Source organism: Futiania mangrovi, assembly GCF_024158125.1.
In the GTDB taxonomy this organism is placed as follows: domain Bacteria; phylum Pseudomonadota; class Alphaproteobacteria; order Futianiales; family Futianiaceae; genus Futiania; species Futiania mangrovi.
The window spans coordinates 1,012,283-1,029,978 of record NZ_JAMZFT010000002.1 but is presented as its reverse complement, the minus strand read 5'-3'; the positions used below and the strand labels follow the sequence as shown (position 1 = coordinate 1,029,978).

Genomic DNA, 17,696 nt, shown 5'->3' with positions numbered 1-17,696 from the left:
CCTTGACGAAGGGAAACAATATCGATCCGGGCTGGCCCGGCACGGATGCCGGGGCCAGCCCGCCTCGATCGCGCGGCCGTCAGAGGCCGTAGGTGGCCGGGTCGACCTTGTCGTAGATCTCGGACATGACCAGCGCCTTGATGGCGTCCACGTCCGTCTTGTCGACGTTCTTCAGCAGGCCTTCCCACTTGGCGACCAGTTCCATGTACTTGTCGATGTACTTCTGGGCATCATCGATGCCGTACTTGGTCTTGGCCAGTTCGACGAGCGCCTTGCTGTCCTGCTCGACGAAGGCGGCGTGGGCGGCGAGAAGGTCCGGCGCCGGCTGAACGAACGTCACGCCCTTCTCGGCCTTCGCCTGCGCGATCACGGCCTCGGTCTCGCGCGTGTACTCCACGCCCGTCTTGGCGATCGCCCACGCCATCTGCTCATAGAGAGTCTTGCGCTGCTCGACCGACAGCGAGCCCCAGAAGTCCGGGTTGTAGGCCCAGTGGAAGCCCGAGTAATAAACCCCCAGAGGCAGGTCGAGGACGTGATTGGCGACGTCCCAGAAGCTGCGGCTCTTGAGGCCCTCGGCCGGGTTGACGCCGCAGTCGATCGTGCCGCGGTCGAGGCCGGTGTAGATCTCGCTCGACGGCACATTGACGGAGACCGCACCCATGGCGGTCGCCCAGCGGTCCCAGATCGCGCCCGGCATCCGCAGCCGCTTGCCCTTCACGTCGGCGAGCGTTTCGAGCTTCGTGTTGCACTGGAGCACGTAGGGAAGCGTCGAATAACCGCCGCCGTAGACGACGCCGTTGGCCTTCCACTCTGCCTCCAGCTCCGGCATCACGAAGCTGATTTCGGTCGAGGCGAGCGCCGTGACGAAATAGTCCGTGGAAACGAACGAAAGCTCGGAAATCAGATTGTGCCGCGGAATCTTGTCGGGCGTATAGGTGCCCGCGTGATAGCCGACCTGCGCAATGCCATCGGCGATTCCTTCCATCGACGCACGCGGCGGGATGAGCACGCCACCCGTGTAGACCTTGAAGCTTACCGCCCCGTTCGTCGCGTCTGCGACCCGTTTGGCAAACTCCGTATAGGCGTACTTGGTGAGCGTCAGCTCAGGGCCGAAGAAGATGTTTGCTGCGTATTCTTCCGACTGCGCAGGGCTTGCCGCGATAGCCGCGAGCAATGACCCTCCGAGCGCCATGCTCAGACCTCTGGTTTTCATCTTGCCGTCTCCCATTCTCGTTGCATCCGTCGTCTTCTTGTTGCGGACCCGCCGAAGCACGGCGAGTACCGGATGCCTGTCCGGGCCTCCGCTCCCGGACGATGGCGGGCTCAGACGCCCGCACCCTTGCCCGCGCTGGCCTCCTCGGCGGCCTGGCGCGCGCGTTCCCTGCGATAAAGCCACCAGCCGTATTGCGGGGCCCACTTCTCGAACCCGGGGTCGGCGCCCAGTTCCTGCGCAGCATGAAGCGCCCATTGGGGATTGTTCAGGGACTCCCGGCCGATCGCAATCAGGTCTGCCTTTCCCTCCCGAAGAATCTGCTCTGCATGCCGCGGCTCGGTGATGAGGCCAACCGCCATCGTGGGAATGTGCGCGTCGTGGCGGATCCTGTCGGCGTAGGGGACCTGGAAGCCCGGTTCCCGCGGAATGATCGCCGGCGTCGCGCGCTGGGTCAGTCCGCCCGACGAGCAATCGATCACATCGACCCCGTGCCCGGCGAGGACACGCGACAGCGCCACGGAGTCCTCGATGGACCAGCCGCCCTCGATCCCGTCCACGCACGAGAGCCGGTAATAAAGCGGCTTGTCCGACGGCCATTCGCTGCGCACCGCGTCCGCCACCTCGACCGCGAAGCGCATCCTGTTCTCCAGGCTGCCGCCATAGTCGTCGGTCCGTTCGTTTGCGAGCGGAGAAAGAAAGCAATGGATCAGGTAACCGTGCGCCCCGTGGATATCGAGGACGTCGAAGCCAGCCTCGCGCACACGCCGCGTGGCCTGCGCAAACAGGTCGAGCACCCGGCCGATGCCCGCCCGGTCGAGCGCCACCGGAACGTGCCAGCCCGGGTTCGCCGGTGTCGCCGTCGAGGAGATCGTCTGCCAAGGCGCCTCGCCGCGCGCCTTCTCATCCTCTTCCGTCAGCGGCAGATAGCCGTGCCAAGGCCGGCTCATGCTCGCCTTGCGGCCTGCGTGGATGAGTTGCGCGCCCGGCACCGAGCCGTGCTCCCGCATGGCCTCCGCCAGGCGCGCAAGACCCGGAATGTGGCCGTCCGACCAGACGCCGAGGTCCGCGTGGGTCAGCCGCCCGGCCGGCTCGACCGCCAGCGCCTCGGTGAAGATGAGCCCCGCGCCGCCCACGGCCATCTTGGTCAGGTGGACGAAGTGCCAGTCCTTGACCATGCCGTCAGGGTCGGCAGCATATTGCTGCATCGGCGAGATGACGATGCGATTGGGCAATGTGACGCCTCGGTGGGCGAAGGCCTGGAACAACCTCACCTGCGACGCCTCTGCCGCTTCGACCATGCCCCGCTTCCTCTCACTGCCCCGGAATTCCACCTGTCCAGAGTGTGCCCCTCCGGCACATGACGATCAATCCAATTTTTTAGCGTCATTAAATTTTTATATCCCGTAATGTCATTCAAGTGATTGTTTATTTTTGGTTTTTTCGAAATGCCCTTTGGCCGTCGATTCTCAAACCAGTTGCCATACCCGCCCCAATTCAAGCATCATTGAAAAAATCAGGCTGGCCGCCAAGGCCGGGAAGAGAGAGGGTCAACGGGGATGCCGACCACTCAGCCCATCGGTGACGCGGAGATCGCGCGGTACGAGGAGGATGGCGCCATCGTCCTGCGCCAGGCGTTCGGCGCCGACTGGGTCGCGCGCATGCAGGCAGCGGCCGACCGCATCATGGCGAATGGCGGGCCGCTCGCGCTCGAATACACAAAGGACACGAGCGCCGGGCGGTTTTTCGGCGATCAGTTCATCTGGCCGCGCGACGAGGATTTCCGAGCCTTCGTGTTTGAATCACCGGCCGCCGCCATCGCGCGGCAACTGATGCGGTCGTCGACCGCGACGCTGTTCTACGACCATCTGCTCGTGAAGGAAGCCGGCACGAAGGAGCACACGCCCTGGCATCACGACCTGCCCTACTGGCCGGTCGAGGGCAACCAGGTCTGCTCGATCTGGCTGGCGCTCGATCCCGTGTCGGCGGAGTCGGGCGGCGTGGAATACATCCGCGGCTCGCACAAGTGGCCCAAGCGCTACATCGGGCAGAGCTTCACCTCGGAGTCGAGCTACGACAATCCGGACATGGAGCCCGTCCCCGACATCGAGGCCGAGCGCGACCGGTACGACTTCATCTCCTGGGACCTGGCGCCCGGCGACTGCATCGTGCACCACGCCTTGACGCTGCATCATTCGGCGGGAAATTCGACGAGCGACCGCCGCCGCCGGGGTTTCGCCACGCGCTGGACCGGCGACGACGCCGTCTACACGCCGCGCGCCTCGACCATCCGGCTGCTGCGCGACCCGGGCCTGAAGGCGGGCGACCCGATGCCGTGCGACCTGTTTCCGCAGGTCCTCGCCGCCGGGCAATGAGCGACCTGGCGCTGCTGACCGCGGCGGAGTGCGCCGAGGGGTTCCGCTCCGGCCGCCTCTCCCCGGTGGACGTCGCGGCCGCCTGCCTTGCACGCATAGAGCGGCACGACCCCGCGCTGAATGCCTTCTGCATTGTGGATGCGGACGGCGCACTGGCCGCCGCGCGCGCGTCCGAGGCGCGCTGGCGCAAGGGCGCGCCGCTGTCCCCCCTCGACGGCGTGCCCGCGACCGTCAAGGATCTCGTCTCCATGGCGGGCTTTCCGTTCCGCCGCGGCTCCCGCGCAACGCCGGCGAGCGCTGACGGGATTGCCGACGCCCCCGCCGTCGCACGCCTGCGGGAAGCGGGCGCGGTCATCCTCGGCAAGACCACGACGCCGGAGTACGGCCACAAGGCGGTGACCGAGAGCACGCTGTGCGGCATCACGCGCAATCCCTGGGATCCGGCGAAGACGCCCGGCGGCTCCTCCGGCGGTGCGGCGGTCGCGGCAGCGACGGGCATGGGCGTGCTGCATCTCGGCACCGACGCGGGCGGCTCGATCCGGATTCCGGCGGCGTTCACGGGCGTCTTCGGCCTGAAGCCGACCGCCTACCGCGTGCCCATGCACCCGGCGAGCGCCTTCGGCCACCTCGCCGTCCAGGGGCCGCTGACCCGCACGGTCGCGGACGCCCGGGCGATGATGGACGTCATCACGCGGCACGACCCGCGCGACTGGGCCGCCCCTCCCGTACGGATCGCCGACATGGACCGACGGTCCGCGGCGAATGGCCTGCGCGTCGGCCACCTGCGCACGCTGGGCGACGCCCCAGTGAGCGCCGAGGTTGAAGCGTGCGTCGACGCCGCCGTCCGCGCGCTCGAGGGGCTCGGTGCGGAGGTCACGCCCCTCGCGCTCGACATGCGCGAGGCCGCGGACATGTTCGAAACGATCTGGTCCGGCACCGCGCTCGCCCTCGTGCAGGCAGCAGGCCCGCAGGCCGAGACGATGGAGCCGAGCCTGCTCGCCATCGCGGAGCGGGGACGCACCGTCGACGCCGGGCGCTTCGCCGCGGCGCTTGCCGGGTGCGCCGTGCTTGCAGACCGGCTTCAGGCCCTGTTCGCGCGCTTCGACGTGCTGACGCTGCCGGCGATGCCGATTGCCGCCTTCGAGGTGGGGCGCGACCAGCCAGGCGACCCGGACCCCCGGGGCTGGCCCGCGTGGACGCCCTTCTCCTACCCCTTCAACCTGACGCGCCACCCGGCGGCGAGCCTGCCGTGCGGCCTCACGGCCGAGGGGTTGCCCGTGGGGCTCCAGATCGTCGCGCCGCCGTTCCGCGACGGCCTCGCGCTCGACGTGGCCGAAGCGCTGGAAGCGGTCCTGCCGATGCCCTTGCCGCCCTGCGTGTGTGAGGACGCCTGAGCCTCAGTCGACGCGCGCCGCGATGCCCTCGATCTCGATCAGCCATTCGGGGCGGACCATCGCCCGCACCGCGACCGCCGTCGAGGCCGGCTGCTCGCCCGGGAGATAGCGCCTGCGCACCGCGCGCACGATGTCGCCATGCGCCTCGTCCACGATATAGGTGTTGACCTTCACGAGGTCGTCGAGGCCCATGCCCGCCGCTTCCAGCACCGCCTTCATGTTCTGCCAGGCGAGGTCGCACTGCCCTTCGATGTCGGGCGCGAGGTTGCCTTGCGCGTCGACGCCGAGCTGGCCCGACACGAAGACGAGGCGGGCGCCCGCGGGCACTTCGACCGCGTGGCTGTAGAGCCCGTTCGGCGGTGCGACCGTCTCCGGGTTGAGGCGCCGGTTGCTCATCGGTTGCCCGTCCTCAGCACCCGGTAGAGCTCGGGACGGCGCTGCTCCAGCAGCGGGTAGCGTTCGCGCACGCGCCCGATCAGGCCGGGGTCGATGTGCGCGGTGATGCACTCCTCCTCGTCCGATGCCGTGGCCACGATCACCCCCCAGGGGTCGACGATCATGCTGCGCCCGACGAAGGCGAGGCCGGAGGAGGGATCCTTGCCGACCTGGCCGGAGGCGACCACGAACGCCTGGTTCTCGCAGGCGCGCGCACGCAGGAAGAACTCCCAATGGTCGATGCGCGGCGACAGGAACGCCGATGCGCACACCAGGATCTCCGCCCCGCGCAGCGTCATCTCCCGGTAGATCTCCGGAAAGCGCAGGTCGGAGCAGACCGACAGGCCGAGGCAGCCGAGCCCCGTGTCGAAGACGGGCAGGTCGTCGCCCGCCTTCACCTTGGCGCTTTCGCGGATGCCGGGCGGGATGTCGGTGCGGTTGGGCGCGTCGAACAGGTGCGTCTTGCGGTAGAGGCCCTGGATCTCCCCGTCCGGCGTGACCAGCGGGATGGTGTTGTAATAGGTGCCTTCGCCCGCGTCCTCGTACATGGAGCCCGCGATGTACATGCCGTAGCGGCGCGCCTTTTCGGCAAGCATGTCCGTCACCGGGCCCGGAAACGGCTCGGCGATGTCGCGGTAGATCGTCTCGTCGGAAAAGCCGAGACCGGTCCAAAGCTCCGGCAGCACGACGAGGTCGGAGCCCCGCTGCCCCGCCACGTCGAGGAGCCGGGCCACCTTGTCGACGATCTCGGCCTTCTTGCCATCGCAGCTGGTGATCTGGATGGCGGAGGCGGTCAGGTCCTGGGTCTGTTCCATGTCTTTATCCTTCATGGCGGCCGGGGACGGTGCCGCCTATTCCGCGGCTTGAGCGCCCAGCGCCTGCCATTGCTTCAGGTCCGTGACATAGCCTTCGCGCAGGTCGCGTTCGATCAGTTCGGCCTCGCGCTCCGCCGGATCGCCGTAGCCTGCCCCGCCCGACGTGATGAGCGTGACGACATCGCCGCGGCGCAGGTCGACATTGTCCTTGGAACGCACCTGCAGCACCTTGCCGTCGCGCAGGATCTCGCAACGCCCGCACGTGCCCTCCTGCCCGCCTTCGAGCCCGTAGGGCGCGATGCGGAACCGGTCGGCGTAGATCGCGAAGTTCACATTGTCCTTCAGGATCTCGTAGCTGCGGAAGAAGGACAGGCCGCCGCGCCGCCTGCCCGGGCCGCCGGAATCCGGCACCAGCCCGTAGCCGACGATGCGGAAATGGTCGAACTCCATGTCGGTCGCCTCGACCGGCGTGTTGGAGCAGTTGGAAAGCGGCGAATCCACCGCGTCGCAGCCGTCGGTCCGCGGCGAGGCGCCGTAGCCGCCGCCGAACACCTCGAGATAGACCCGGTAGCCCGCCGTGCTCAGATGGCTGATGGCGAGCACGGTCGTCGTGTCGTGTCCGCCGGCGATCACGCGGTCGGGGACGATCTGGGCCAGCGCCTTCATCACCGCATTGAAGGCACGGTAGGCCGCCTCCATCCGCGCACGCACGGGCGCCGGGTAGGTCGGGTTGAGGATGCTGCCTTCCGGCACCTTGATCGTGACCGGACGCTTCAGGCCCTCGTTGAACGGGATGTCGGCGCTCGTCAGCACCGCCTTCACCGCCGACAGCGCCGCCGAGATCGTGGAGGACAGCGGGCAGTTGAGGTTGCGCCGCACCTGCTCGCACGTCCCCTCGAAGTCGATCGCGATGGTGTCGCCGCGCACCTCGACCGACGCCTTGACGACGAGGTGGTCGTCGGTGAGCCCGTCGTCGTCCACCGCGTCCTCGCCATAATAGACGCCGTCCGGCACGTCGCGGAGCGCCGCGCGGAACCGCCGCTCGGTATAGTCCATGAGCGCGTCCATGCTCGCCAGCACCTTGTCCGTGCCGTACTTGCGGCACATCTCGCCGACCCGGTGCGCGCCGATGGCGTTGGCCGCGAACTGCGCGTTGAAGTCGCCGATCGTCTGCTCGGGCACGCGGATGTTGCGGGCCACGAACCGCTCGAGCGGCCCGCCGTCCCAGTCCCTTTCGAAATTGTAGCGCGAGGGCGGAAACAGCAGCCCCTCGGCATGCACGTCGGCCGCGTCCGGGTTGAGGCCCGGATTTCCGCCGCCGAGGTCGAGGTGATGCGCCACCGTCCCCGCGAAGGCGACGACGTGGCCATCCACGAACACCGGCGTGTAGATGAACACGTCCTGCAGGTGCTGGCCGCCCGCGAACGGGTCGTTGTTGATGTAGAAGTCGCCCGGCTGAAGGTCGTCCACGGGCACCACGTCCGCGCACGCCTGGAAGGTCGCACGCATCGGTCCGAGCTGCATCGGGATCAGTTCGGCCTGCGCGATCACGTTGCCGTTGCGGTCGAGCAGCGCGGCGGACGCGTCGCTCGCCTCCCGCACGATGGTCGAGTAGGCAGACCGGATAAGCTTCGCGCCCATCTCGCGCGCCGCGGCGATCAGCCCTTGGGTGATCACGGCATAGTCGACCGGATCCAGACCGCCGGTCATGTCCCTGGTGCCCGCGGCCATGGTTTCGCTCTTGGTCACCGCTCTTCCCTCCGCAGTATCAAGTTGCCCGCCTCGTCCGCCGACGCCGCCCAGCCCGCGGGCACGAAGATCGTCGAGGTGGGATCGTCCACAAGTGCCGGTCCCGTCACGCTCCGGCGGTCGTTCAGCAGCGACCTGGGCATCGCCTGGGCCTCCTGCTCCTGCTTGCCGTCGTGGATGCGGATCGGGGCGGCGTCGTTGCCGCCGGTGTGCGGGTCTTCCGTCAGAAGCGGCAATTCGCCGAGCGGCGCGGTGATCCCGACGCGCGCCGCGACGATCTCGACCGGCTTGGTGTCGCCCGCGCCGTGGAAGAAGATGCGATGATGCGCCTCGGTGAAGGCGCGCCGCACCTCCTCATAGGTCAGCGTGTCGAGATCGCCCACCGGCAGTTCGACCGGGATCTCGAACGCCTGGCCGACGAAGCGCATGTCGGCCACGAAACTCAGCCGGTAAGGCGGCTTCAGGCCCATCTCACGGAACGCCGCCTCGCCGTGTCCGCGCATGTCCTCGTAGATCGCCCGCAGCGCGTCGGGGGCATCCGGGTCGAGGCGCATCCGGCAGGTCCGGGTGTCGTACTCCACGAAGTCCGACGCCACGAGGCCATAGGCCGAGATCACGCCCGCATTGGGCGGCACGACGATGGTGCGGATGCCGAGGTCTTCGGCCACGTGCGCCGCGTGCAGCGGCCCGGCGCCGCCGAACGGCACCAGCACATAGTCGCGGGGATCCTTGCCGCGCTCCGTCGAGATCAGCTGGATCGCCCGGACGATGTTGGAATCGGCGAGCCGGATCGCGCTCTCCGCGGCCTCCTCGACGCTCATGTCCAGCGCCTCGGCGATGGGGGCGAAGGCCGCGCGCGCGGCCTCCTCGTCGACACGCATGCGCCCGCCGAGAAAGGCTTCCGCCCGGATCGTGCCGCGGATCAGGTGCGCGTCGGTCAGGGTCGGCAGCGTGCCCCCGCGGCCATAACAGGCCGGCCCGGGATCGGCGCCCGCACTCTGCGGGCCCGCGCGCAACATGCCGCCGTCGTCGATCCAGACGATGCTGCCGCCGCCCGCGCCCACGGTGTTGATGTCGAGCACAGGCGAGCGCACCGGCAACCCTTCGATGTGAAACTCGCTCGTCAGTTCGGGTTTGCCGTCGGTGACGAGACAGACGTCCGTGCTGGTGCCGCCGATGTCGAGGGTGATGAGGTTGTCGAAGCCCGACCGCGCCGCCTGCCGCCCCGCGCCGGTCACGCCCGCCGCCGGTCCGGACAGCAGCGCGGACACGGCCCTGCGCCGCATGCCGCCTGCGGGGAGCCGTCCGCCGTTCGACTGCATGACGCTGAAGCGCCCCCGGAAGCCTGCATCCTGGAGCCTCCTTTCGAAGGACTGAAGATAGCGGTCGATCACCGGCTGCACATAGGCGCTGAGCGTTGTCGTGGAGGCCCGCTCGAACTCGCGGAACTCCCGGCTGACCTCCGAGGAGAGGGCCACGAGGACACCGTCTATCTCCTCGGCGAGAATCTGCGCCAGGGCCGCTTCGTGTGCGGGATTGGCATAGGCGTTCAGCAGGCAGATCGCGATGGCGTCGTACTCGCCCGCCTTGAGCCGGGGCACGAGGTCGCCGACCACCGCGGCGCGGTCGAGAGCGGTCACGACGCTGCCGTCCGAGGCGATGCGCTCGTCCACCTCGAAGCTGTCGCTTCGGGCAACCACAGGCCTCGGTTTCTGGTACTCCAGGTCGTAGATTCGCGTCCGGTTGTGCCGCTGGATCGCCAGGATGTCCCGGAAGCCGCGCGTGGTGACGAAGGCGATCCGGCCGCCCCGCCGTTCGAGAACAGCATTGGTCGCCACGGTCGATCCGTGGGCCAAATCTTCAATCTGGCTGAAATCGAGGCGTGCCGCCTCCAAGGCATTGAAGGCGCCGACATCCGGGTTCCGGGGGACGCTCGGCACCTTGGTGACACGGACGCCACCCGGCTCAATTGCCACAAGATCCGTAAACGTTCCGCCGACTTCCACACCGACACGCAATGCACATCCCTCCCTGAAAAGCCCGCCGGCGGCCTTTGCAGCTCGCCCCCGCATTTCAGAATATTGAAAAATTTTTGGGATGGGTTCAAGTTTGGTGAAACCGGTTCATCGATTGATCGGTCTGAAGGCGTGGATTATCCCTGCGCACAAACCGATAGAGGATCACCCCCCTCCCGATGACAGCGCAGGAAGAACGTCAGGAAGCCACGTCGAACCCGGATCAGATCCTGGGGGCCTTGATGCGTCAGGCCCGCAAGGATCGCGGGCTGTCGATGCACGTCGTCGCAACGAAGGCCGGCTTGTCGGTCGGCCTCATCAGCCAGATCGAGCGCGGGCTCACCTCGCCGTCGATCCGGTCGCTGCGCCTGCTTGCCGATGCGATCGGCGTGCCGGTGGAGTCGTTCTTCACGGACGTGCAACCGGACGTCTCGGTCGACGAGGAAGCACAGTTCATCGTCAGGCCCGCGAACCGGCGTCTTCTCGACCTTCGGCGCGCCGGCATCACCATGCAGATCACGACGCCGCGGACCCGTGGCGACCTGCAGATGTTCCTGACGGAGATCGAACCGGGCGCCTATTCCGGTCCCGAACTCGACACCCACGACGGCGAGGAGGCAGGCGTCGTGATGGCCGGCCAGCTCGACCTGTGGCTCGGCGAGAAACGCTTCCACCTGTTCGAGGGCGACGCCTTCCGCTACCGCGCCTCCACGCCGCACCGCTACGGCAATCCCGGCAAGACCGTGACCCGCGTCCACTGGGTCTACACGCCGCCGATCTACTGAGGCCGCGGGGTGCGCGGCGCAGCACGGCATGCGGCATGGGGCGCAGACCCCCTCACACCATTGTGGCTGCTGGTCGTGATCCTTGCCTGGGGCGGCAACTACGCCGTGGTGAAGCTGGCGCTGCGCGACATGGCGCCGTTCAGCTTCAACGCGCTGAGGTTCGGCGGTGCCTGGCTGTGCCTTCTTCTGCTGCTGAGCGTCACGCGCACGGCCATCCTTCCTCCGCGTGCCGAGCGCATACCGCTGGCCGTCGTCGGCGTGTTCCAGGTGACCGTCATGCTCGGCCTGACGTCGCTCGCGCTGCTCTGGATCGAGGCGAGCCGGGCCGTCCTGATCGCCTATTCGCTGCCCATTTGGACGACCCTGTTCGACAGGCTGATCCTCGGCATCCGCCTGACCGCACACAAGGTGGCCGGGCTGGCGATGGGTCTGGCCGGGCTTGCCATCCTGCTGGAGCCCTGGCGCCTCGACTGGACGGGGTCTGGCGTACTGGCCGGCTCCGCGCTTGGTCTTGCCGGTACCATCGGATGGTCGCTCGGCGCGACGCTCTACAAGCGGCGCGTCTGGGAAGCCCCGCTCCTTTCGCAGGTTCAATGGCAGGTCGGCGTCGGCTTTGTCCCGCTCCTGCTGCTCGCACTGATCTTCGAGGCCGACGCGCCGATCGACCCCACCGCGCGGCTTGCCGTGCTCGCAGTCTACAACTGGATCATACCCGCCGCCCTTGCGTACTGGTGCTGGTCGCGCGTTCTGATGAGCATTCCGCCTTCGGCAGCCGCGCAGTTCCTGATGCTGGCGCCGGTCTGGGGCGTCATGCTCGGGATCGTCTTCCTGGATGAGCCCGCCCTGCCGTCCCTCTGGATCAGCGGCGCGCTCATCCTCGGTGGCGCGCTGATCTCCATGCGCAAGCGCTCCTGAGCGATTGCCGCGAGAGAGCATATCCCGGGGTGGGCACCCCCAGGGGCTCAGGACGCGACTGGGCCGGATGCGGGAACAAGACCGCCGATCTTCTCCAGCGTCGCCACGATCTCCGCCAACCCTTCGCCCGTCTTGAGGTTGGAGAAGACATAGGGCCGCTCCCCCCGCATGCGGCGCGTGTCGCGGTCCATGACCTCCAGCGAGGCGCCGACCATGTCGGCGAGATCGATCTTGTTGATGACCAGCAGGTCCGTGCGGGTGATGCCGGGGCCGCCCTTGCGCGGGATCTTCTCGCCCGCCGACACGTCGATCACGTAGATCGTGACGTCGGCCAGTTCCGGCGAGAAGGTGGCGGCGAGGTTGTCGCCCCCGCTCTCGATCAGGATCAGGTCGAGGTTCGGGAACTTCTCCCGCATCTCGGCCACCGCGGCGAGGTTGATGGACGCATCCTCGCGGATCGCGGTGTGCGGGCACCCGCCCGTCTCCACGCCCACGATCCGCTCCGGCGGAAGCGCCCCGGTGCGGGTGAGGATCTGCTGGTCCTCCTTGGTGTAGATGTCGTTGGTGATCGCGGCGATGTCGTAGCGGTCGCGCATCGCCTTGCAGAGTGCCTCCATCAGCGCGGTCTTGCCGGTGCCGACCGGGCCGCCGATGCCGACGCGCAGAGGGCCGTGGGGGGAGCGTGTCATGTCCTGAAAAGCCTCGTGTACTGGGTTTCGTGACGCATGGATGCGATGTCGGCGAGCAGCGCGCAGCCGCCGAGATCGTCGAGGGTCGCGGCGCGCGCCTCCTCCGCCGCCGCCTGCACCGCAGGCTCGAGCGCGGCCACGATCCGCTGCCCGTCCGTCTGGCCGAGCGGGACGAGCCGCACACCCGCCGAGACGATATTGGCCGCGAAGGCATGCAGATAGGCCACCAGCGCGGCGTCGAGAGGCACGCCGTGATCGGCTGCCGCCACGCCGACCGCGACCGGATAGGCGACCTGGCCCGTGGCTTCGTCTGGTGCTCCGGCAGGCCACGCCGCCTGCGTCGCCAGCCGGAAGGCCGTGCCCTGGGCGAGCGTTTCGAGCCGGCGCTCGCGCGTGGGAGAGAGCGCGCCCGCAAGTTCCGCGACCTCCGCCAGGCCCGCGCTGTCGCCGTCCCGCCGCGCGCGCAATGCGGCTGCGAGCAGGATCGCGTCCTGCCTCCCGCCGCCGTGCGCGAGGATGTCCTCGACCCACGTCCGCAGGTCGTCTGCCGTCCTCACGTCGCCCGTCTCGACCGCCCATTCGAGGCCGTGGCTGTAGCTGAACGCGCCGACCGGATAGGACGGCGAGAGCCAGGCGAGAAGCCGGTAGAGCCCCCCCGCCCCCATATTTTCCCCATGCTCAGCCATGGGCATGTCCATGGGAATGCGCATGCGTTTCCCCATGTCCGTGCGCATGGTGTGCATGGGAGTGAGCGTGCCCGTGCCCTCCCCTGGCGTAGGCCCCGCCCTCGGGCTCGAACGGCGCGGTGACCTCCCGCACCTCCCCGCCGAGGCCACGGATCATGTCCGCGATCACATGGTCGCGGCGCAGCAGCACGCGCCCCTCGCCGATCATGGCCGCGAGGTGCCGGTTGCCGATATGCCAGACGAGCCGCATCAGCAGATGCCCGTCGCGCGCCGTCACCTCCATCAGCGGTTCGGGCGCGGCGATCACCCGGATCATGCGCCCGTCCGAGAGCTTCAGCCCGTCGCCAGCCTTCAGGTCCGTCACCTCCGGCAGATCGAGCAGGAACGCGACGCCGCCGTCGGTGGTCAGCGCGATGCGCCGCCTCCGCCGCCCCTCCAGGTCGAGGGTCACGGTGTCCGCGACCGGCCCCTTGCCGCCGCCCGCCACGGCCTCGCGCGCCACCAGCATGCCGTCTCCCCCAAGCCCTTCAGAACAGGAAATAGCGCTGCGCCATCGGCAGCACGTCCGCCGGCGCGCAGGTCAGCAGCACGCCGTCCGCGCGGACCTCGTAGGTCTCCGGATCGACCTCGACGTGCGGCATCGCGGCATTGTGGATCATGTCCGCCTTGCCGATGGTGCGCGTGTTCTCGACCGCGAGCATCTGCTTGGCCGTGCCCAGCCGCTCGCGCAGGCCCGCCGCCAGCGCCGCCTCCGACACGAACACCGCCGAGGTCGAACCCACCGCCCGGCCATAGGCCCCGAACATCGGCCGGTAGTGCACGGGCTGCGGCGTCGGGATAGAGGCGTTGGGATCGCCCATCGGCGCGGCCACGATCGCCCCGCCAAGCAGCACGAGATCGGGTTTGACCCCGAAGAACGCCGGGTCCCACAGCACCAGGTCGGCGCGCTTTCCCGCTTCCACCGAGCCGATCTCGCGCGCCATGCCGTGCGCGATCGCCGGGTTGATCGTGTACTTGGCGATGTAGCGCTTCACCCGGGCATTGTCGTTCTCGCCCGTCTCCTCGGGCAGACGGCCGCGCTGCACCTTCATCTTGTGGGCGGTCTGCCAGGTGCGGATCAGCACCTCCCCCACCCGGCCCATGGCCTGGCTGTCCGAAGCAATGATCGAGAAGGCGCCGAGGTCGTGGAGGATGTCCTCCGCCGCGATGGTCTCCTTGCGGATGCGGCTTTCGGCGAAGGCCACGTCCTCCGGGATCGAGGGGTCGAGGTGGTGGCAGACCATCAGCATGTCGAGATGCTCGTCCACCGTGTTGCGCGTGTAGGGCCGCGTCGGGTTCGTGGACGACGGCAGCACGTTGGCGAGCCCGCACACCTTGATGATGTCCGGCGCGTGGCCGCCGCCCGCCCCCTCGGTATGGAAGGCGTGGATCGTGCGCCCCTTGAAGGCTGCGACCGTGTTCTCGACGAAGCCGCTCTCGTTCAGCGTGTCGGTGTGGATCATCACCTGGATGTCGTGGTCGTCCGCGACGCCCAGGCAGCAGTCGATGGCGGCGGGCGTCGTGCCCCAGTCCTCGTGCAGCTTGAGCGCGCAGGCCCCCGCCAGGATCTGCTCGACGAGCGCGTCCGGAACGGAGGCGTTGCCCTTGCCCGCGAAGGCGAGGTTCATGGGCAGGCCGTCCGCCGCCTCGATCATCCGCGCGATATGCCAGGCCCCCGGCGTGCAGGTCGTGGCGTTCGTGCCCGTTGCGGGGCCGGTGCCGCCGCCCAGCATGGTGGTGACGCCCGACATCAGCGCGTCCTCCACCTGCTGCGGGCAGATGTAGTGGATGTGCGCGTCGAATCCGCCCGCGGTCAGGATCTTGCCCTCCCCCGCGATGACCTCGGTGCCCGGTCCGATCACGATGCCGACGCCCGGCTGGACGTCCGGGTTGCCGGCCTTGCCGATGGCGGCGATGCGCCCGTCGCGCAAGGCGACGTCGGCCTTGACGATCCCCCAATGGTCGACGATCAGCGCGTTGGTGATGACGGTGTCGGCGCTGCCGGAGGCCCGCGTCGCCTGCGACTGGCCCATACCGTCGCGGATTACCTTGCCGCCGCCGAACTTCACCTCCTCGCCATGGATCGTGCGGTCCTCCTCCACCTCGACCCACAGGTCGGTGTCGGCGAGCCGGACCCGGTCCCCAACCGTTGGCCCGAACATGGCGGCATAGGCCGCGCGCCCGATGCGAAAGGCCATCAGAGATCCCCCATGATCTTGCCCTGGAAGCCGAACACGCGCCGCGCGCCGGAAAGCGGCACCAGCGTCACCTCGCGCGTCTGGCCCGGCTCGAACCGGACGGCGGTGCCCGCAGGGATATCGAGGCGCATCCCCCGCGCGGCGTCCCGGTCGAAGTCGAGCGCGCCGTTCACCTCGAAGAAATGATAGTGCGAGCCGACCTGCACCGGCCGGTCGCCAGTGTTCGCAACGTCGAGCGTGCGCGTCTCACGGCCCGCGTTCAACTCGATGTCTCCGCCGGGTGTGACGACCTCGCCGGGGATCATGGCTGACTCCGCGCCGCCGCCCGCCGCCGCAGGGCGCGCAGGCCGAGCGTCGCGGCGACGAGCACGACGAGGCCCGCGCCCGCGATCCCGAACCCGTGGTCGAGGCCGCCGAGAACCTGCGCAAGGAGCGTCGCGCCCTCGCCGTGTCCCGGATGGGCGTGCGCCAAGGACGGTGCGGCGGCGGCGAGAAGCGCCAGTTGGGCGGCCTTGCGGATCATGTGGTTTCCTCCTGTCGGATCGGCTGGTGAACGGTGACGAGCTTGGTGCCGTCGGGGAAGGTCGCCTCGACCTGGACGTCGTGGATCATCTCGGCCACGCCCTCCATCACCTGGCTGGCGCGGACGACATGGGCGCCCGACTCCATCAGGTCGGCAACGGTGCGCCCGTCGCGCGCGCCCTCGACCACGAAGTCGGTGATCAGCGCGACCGCCTCCGGGTAGTTGAGCTTCACGCCCCGTTCCAGCCGGCGGCGCGCGACCATCGCGGCCATGGACACGAGCAGCTTGTCCTTTTCCCGTGGCGTCAGCTTCACGGTCTCATCCTCCCCCTCAGATCGACCAGACGCGCGGTGCGTCCGTGCCCAGCGCATCCAGAACCCGCAACAGTGCCCGGCGCAGATCCTGCCCGCCTCTTGCCACCGCCCGCACCGCCAGCAATCCGTCCCACGCGCTCGCCCCGGCCACCGCGGCCACATCGTCCAGCGCGGTGCGCACCGCGTCGAGCCGGGCCTCGGCATCCGGCGCGATGAGCAGCAGGCTCGCGAACGAGGACCCGCCGCCCAGCGTCGCGGCACCGGCCGTCGCAGCCGCGATCTCCCCGCCGACGCGCAGGTCGTCGGCATAGACGAGGCGGCCTTGCCGCCGCACCCGCCAGCGGTCGCGCAAGGCGCCCGTCCGCACCGTCTCCCCGTGTGCCGTGCGGCCCAGCACCACCGCCTCGCACAGCAGGACCGTGGCGTCCGCGTCCATCTCCACGTCCAGCGTGCGGGCAAGCTGGCCGCGGTCGAACAGGATCGTCTCCTGCGGCAGCCACTCGAGGCGCGCCCCCGCGCCCGCCTTCAGGCGCACCGCGATGCGCGCCTCGCCGCCGGACGAGCGGTAGACCTTTTCGGCCGCCTGGGTGGCCAGCGTCAGCGCCGAGCCTTCGCCCGCCGCGATATCCGCCGCGAAGCGGTCGCCGCCCGTGACCCCGCCTGCCGTGTTGATGAGGACCGCCTCGCACTGCCCGCCCTCGAAGACGCGCGGGAAGCGCAGCTTGAAGGAGCCTTGCTGATAGGCCTCGCGCAGCACGCTTCGGGTGCCGTTGCGCGCAACGGACAGGCGGACGGCGCCCTGCGCCCGCTCGAGCAGCGCACAGAGGTCCGGGCCGGCGCCCTCCTCAGACGGTGAGGTGACCGCGTACATCGTCCTCCACCATTTCCCCGGCGGTGCCCGACAGAACGATCTCGCCCCGGTCCATGACGGCAAACCGGTCGGCCAGATCCCGCGCGAAGTCGAAGTACTGTTCGACCAGCAGGATCGCCATTCCGCCCCGGTCGCGCAAGAAGGCAATCGCGTGGCCGATGTCCTTGATGATGGAGGGCTGGATCCCTTCCGTCGGCTCGTCGAGCACCAGGAGGCGCGGCCGCGTTACCAGCGCCCGGCCGATGGCAAGCTGCTGCTGCTGCCCGCCCGACAGGTCGCCGCCCCTGCGCCCGCGCATGCTGTCGAGCACGGGGAACAGTTCGAACACCTCGTCCGGGATCGTGCGCGGCTCGCCCCTCGGCAGCGCGGCGAATCCGGTCTCCAGGTTCTCCTGCACGCTCAGCAGCGGGAAGATCTCGCGGCCCTGCGGCACATAGGCGATGCCGCGCCGCGCGCGCTCGTAGGGGCGCAAGGGTCCCAGCGTCTCCCCCTCCCACACGATCCGGCCGCCGGAGACGGGATGCTGCCCCACGATGGCCTTCAGCAGCGAGGTCTTGCCCACGCCGTTGCGGCCCATCAGGCAGGTGACCGCGCCCGGTTCCGCCGTCAGCGAGACGCCCCTCAGCGCCTGCGCCGCACCATAGTGGAGGTCGACGTCCTCGACGCTCAGCATGTCCGTCTTC

General features: G+C 69.0%; 19 protein-coding genes. 4 read left to right on the top strand and 15 right to left on the bottom strand.

Annotated features, from left to right (window positions below):
• Nucleotides 1–79 precede the first annotated feature (79 nt).
• Both NJQ99_RS11770 and NJQ99_RS11765 read right to left on the bottom strand, forming a co-directional pair.
• Nucleotides 80–1,213: a C4-dicarboxylate TRAP transporter substrate-binding protein gene (locus tag NJQ99_RS11770; RefSeq protein WP_269333025.1), complete on the bottom strand. Its 1,134-nt coding sequence runs from the start codon at nt 1,211–1,213 to the stop codon at nt 80–82.
• Between the two features lie 110 nt (nt 1,214–1,323).
• On the bottom strand, nt 1,324–2,511 hold the full coding sequence (locus NJQ99_RS11765) for an NADH:flavin oxidoreductase/NADH oxidase (RefSeq protein ID WP_269333024.1): 1,188 nt from the start codon (nt 2,509–2,511) through the stop codon (nt 1,324–1,326).
• Nucleotides 2,512–2,769: 258 nt separating this feature from the next.
• On the opposite strand from NJQ99_RS11765, the gene NJQ99_RS11760 reads away from it, so the two are divergent.
• Nucleotides 2,770–3,585 carry a phytanoyl-CoA dioxygenase family protein gene (locus NJQ99_RS11760; RefSeq protein WP_269333023.1) on the top strand — a complete coding sequence of 272 codons (816 nt, stop codon included), beginning with the start codon at nt 2,770–2,772 and terminating at the stop codon, nt 3,583–3,585.
• Nucleotides 3,582–4,979, top strand: coding sequence for an amidase (locus NJQ99_RS11755; protein ID WP_269333022.1), 1,398 nt, complete (start codon nt 3,582–3,584; stop codon nt 4,977–4,979). Before NJQ99_RS11760 ends, NJQ99_RS11755 begins: the two co-directional genes overlap by 4 nt.
• A 3-nt stretch (nt 4,980–4,982) precedes the next feature.
• On the opposite strand, the gene NJQ99_RS11750 is transcribed toward NJQ99_RS11755, so the two are convergent.
• The 4 genes from NJQ99_RS11750 to NJQ99_RS11735 are packed head-to-tail and all read right to left on the bottom strand — an operon-like array spanning nt 4,983 to nt 10,050.
• Nucleotides 4,983–5,375: a RidA family protein gene (locus tag NJQ99_RS11750; RefSeq protein ID WP_269333021.1), complete on the bottom strand. Its 393-nt coding sequence runs from the start codon at nt 5,373–5,375 to the stop codon at nt 4,983–4,985.
• The gene (locus tag NJQ99_RS11745) at nt 5,372–6,229 is read right to left on the bottom strand and encodes a carbon-nitrogen hydrolase family protein (RefSeq protein WP_269333020.1); all 858 of its coding nucleotides are present in this window, start codon (nt 6,227–6,229) and stop codon (nt 5,372–5,374) included. Before NJQ99_RS11745 ends, NJQ99_RS11750 begins: the two co-directional genes overlap by 4 nt.
• A 36-nt stretch (nt 6,230–6,265) precedes the next feature.
• The gene (locus NJQ99_RS11740; RefSeq protein ID WP_269333019.1) at nt 6,266–7,978 is read right to left on the bottom strand and encodes a hydantoinase B/oxoprolinase family protein; all 1,713 of its coding nucleotides are present in this window, start codon (nt 7,976–7,978) and stop codon (nt 6,266–6,268) included.
• Nucleotides 7,975–10,050 (bottom strand): hydantoinase/oxoprolinase family protein, encoded by a 2,076-nt coding sequence (locus tag NJQ99_RS11735; protein ID WP_269333018.1) that lies wholly within the window; start codon nt 10,048–10,050, stop codon nt 7,975–7,977. Before NJQ99_RS11735 ends, NJQ99_RS11740 begins: the two co-directional genes overlap by 4 nt.
• A gap of 122 nt (nt 10,051–10,172) precedes the next feature.
• Here NJQ99_RS11735 and NJQ99_RS11730 point away from each other — a divergent pair, with 122 nt between their 5' ends.
• Nucleotides 10,173–10,778, top strand: a complete 606-nt coding sequence (locus tag NJQ99_RS11730; protein WP_269333017.1) for a cupin domain-containing protein — start codon at nt 10,173–10,175, stop codon at nt 10,776–10,778.
• Between the two features lie 9 nt (nt 10,779–10,787).
• On the top strand, nt 10,788–11,693 hold the full coding sequence (locus NJQ99_RS11725) for a DMT family transporter (RefSeq protein WP_269333016.1): 906 nt from the start codon (nt 10,788–10,790) through the stop codon (nt 11,691–11,693).
• A gap of 47 nt (nt 11,694–11,740) precedes the next feature.
• Here the strand turns inward: NJQ99_RS11725 and ureG are convergent, their stop codons facing one another.
• The 9 genes from ureG to urtE are packed head-to-tail and all read right to left on the bottom strand — an operon-like array spanning nt 11,741 to nt 17,686.
• Entirely contained in the window at nt 11,741–12,382 is a 642-nt protein-coding gene (gene ureG, locus NJQ99_RS11720) for an urease accessory protein UreG (protein WP_269333015.1), read from the bottom strand.
• Nucleotides 12,379–13,092, bottom strand: coding sequence for an urease accessory protein UreF (locus NJQ99_RS11715; protein WP_269333014.1), 714 nt, complete (start codon nt 13,090–13,092; stop codon nt 12,379–12,381). Before NJQ99_RS11715 ends, ureG begins: the two co-directional genes overlap by 4 nt.
• On the bottom strand, nt 13,061–13,576 hold the full coding sequence (locus tag NJQ99_RS11710; RefSeq protein ID WP_269333013.1) for an urease accessory protein UreE: 516 nt from the start codon (nt 13,574–13,576) through the stop codon (nt 13,061–13,063). Before NJQ99_RS11710 ends, NJQ99_RS11715 begins: the two co-directional genes overlap by 32 nt.
• A gap of 19 nt (nt 13,577–13,595) precedes the next feature.
• Nucleotides 13,596–15,305: an urease subunit alpha gene (gene ureC, locus NJQ99_RS11705; RefSeq protein WP_269333012.1), complete on the bottom strand. Its 1,710-nt coding sequence runs from the start codon at nt 15,303–15,305 to the stop codon at nt 13,596–13,598.
• Nucleotides 15,305–15,610, bottom strand: coding sequence for an urease subunit beta (locus NJQ99_RS11700; protein ID WP_269333011.1), 306 nt, complete (start codon nt 15,608–15,610; stop codon nt 15,305–15,307). The genes ureC and NJQ99_RS11700 overlap by 1 nt, the downstream gene beginning before the upstream one ends.
• Nucleotides 15,607–15,828, bottom strand: coding sequence for a hypothetical protein (locus NJQ99_RS11695; RefSeq protein WP_269333010.1), 222 nt, complete (start codon nt 15,826–15,828; stop codon nt 15,607–15,609). Before NJQ99_RS11695 ends, NJQ99_RS11700 begins: the two co-directional genes overlap by 4 nt.
• A complete protein-coding gene (locus NJQ99_RS11690) occupies nt 15,825–16,142 on the bottom strand; it encodes an urease subunit gamma (protein ID WP_269333009.1) in 318 nt (105 codons plus the stop codon). Before NJQ99_RS11690 ends, NJQ99_RS11695 begins: the two co-directional genes overlap by 4 nt.
• A gap of 16 nt (nt 16,143–16,158) precedes the next feature.
• A complete protein-coding gene (locus NJQ99_RS11685; RefSeq protein WP_269333008.1) occupies nt 16,159–17,013 on the bottom strand; it encodes an urease accessory protein UreD in 855 nt (284 codons plus the stop codon).
• Entirely contained in the window at nt 16,988–17,686 is a 699-nt protein-coding gene (urtE, locus tag NJQ99_RS11680; RefSeq protein WP_269333007.1) for an urea ABC transporter ATP-binding subunit UrtE, read from the bottom strand. The genes NJQ99_RS11685 and urtE overlap by 26 nt, the downstream gene beginning before the upstream one ends.
• Nucleotides 17,687–17,696: the final 10 nt, after the last annotated feature.

What these genes read in the sequence shown, in the direction of transcription:
- NJQ99_RS11770 (WP_269333025.1), bottom strand. Translation starts at nt 1,213, where the DNA reads ATGAAAACCAGAGGTCTGAGCATGGCGCTCGGAGGGTCATTGCTCGCG.
- NJQ99_RS11765 (WP_269333024.1), bottom strand. Translation starts at nt 2,511, where the DNA reads ATGGTCGAAGCGGCAGAGGCGTCGCAGGTGAGGTTGTTCCAGGCCTTC.
- NJQ99_RS11760 (WP_269333023.1), top strand. Translation starts at nt 2,770, where the DNA reads ATGCCGACCACTCAGCCCATCGGTGACGCGGAGATCGCGCGGTACGAG.
- NJQ99_RS11755 (WP_269333022.1), top strand. Translation starts at nt 3,582, where the DNA reads ATGAGCGACCTGGCGCTGCTGACCGCGGCGGAGTGCGCCGAGGGGTTC.
- NJQ99_RS11750 (WP_269333021.1), bottom strand. Translation starts at nt 5,375, where the DNA reads ATGAGCAACCGGCGCCTCAACCCGGAGACGGTCGCACCGCCGAACGGG.
- NJQ99_RS11745 (WP_269333020.1), bottom strand. Translation starts at nt 6,229, where the DNA reads ATGGAACAGACCCAGGACCTGACCGCCTCCGCCATCCAGATCACCAGC.
- NJQ99_RS11735 (WP_269333018.1), bottom strand. Translation starts at nt 10,050, where the DNA reads ATGCGGGGGCGAGCTGCAAAGGCCGCCGGCGGGCTTTTCAGGGAGGGA.
- NJQ99_RS11730 (WP_269333017.1), top strand. Translation starts at nt 10,173, where the DNA reads ATGACAGCGCAGGAAGAACGTCAGGAAGCCACGTCGAACCCGGATCAG.
- ureG (WP_269333015.1), bottom strand. Translation starts at nt 12,382, where the DNA reads ATGACACGCTCCCCCCACGGCCCTCTGCGCGTCGGCATCGGCGGCCCG.
- NJQ99_RS11715 (WP_269333014.1), bottom strand. Translation starts at nt 13,092, where the DNA reads ATGCGCATTCCCATGGACATGCCCATGGCTGAGCATGGGGAAAATATG.
- NJQ99_RS11710 (WP_269333013.1), bottom strand. Translation starts at nt 13,576, where the DNA reads ATGCTGGTGGCGCGCGAGGCCGTGGCGGGCGGCGGCAAGGGGCCGGTC.
- ureC (WP_269333012.1), bottom strand. Translation starts at nt 15,305, where the DNA reads ATGGCCTTTCGCATCGGGCGCGCGGCCTATGCCGCCATGTTCGGGCCA.
- NJQ99_RS11700 (WP_269333011.1), bottom strand. Translation starts at nt 15,610, where the DNA reads ATGATCCCCGGCGAGGTCGTCACACCCGGCGGAGACATCGAGTTGAAC.
- NJQ99_RS11695 (WP_269333010.1), bottom strand. Translation starts at nt 15,828, where the DNA reads ATGATCCGCAAGGCCGCCCAACTGGCGCTTCTCGCCGCCGCCGCACCG.
- NJQ99_RS11685 (WP_269333008.1), bottom strand. Translation starts at nt 17,013, where the DNA reads ATGTACGCGGTCACCTCACCGTCTGAGGAGGGCGCCGGCCCGGACCTC.
- urtE (WP_269333007.1), bottom strand. Translation starts at nt 17,686, where the DNA reads ATGCTGAGCGTCGAGGACGTCGACCTCCACTATGGTGCGGCGCAGGCG.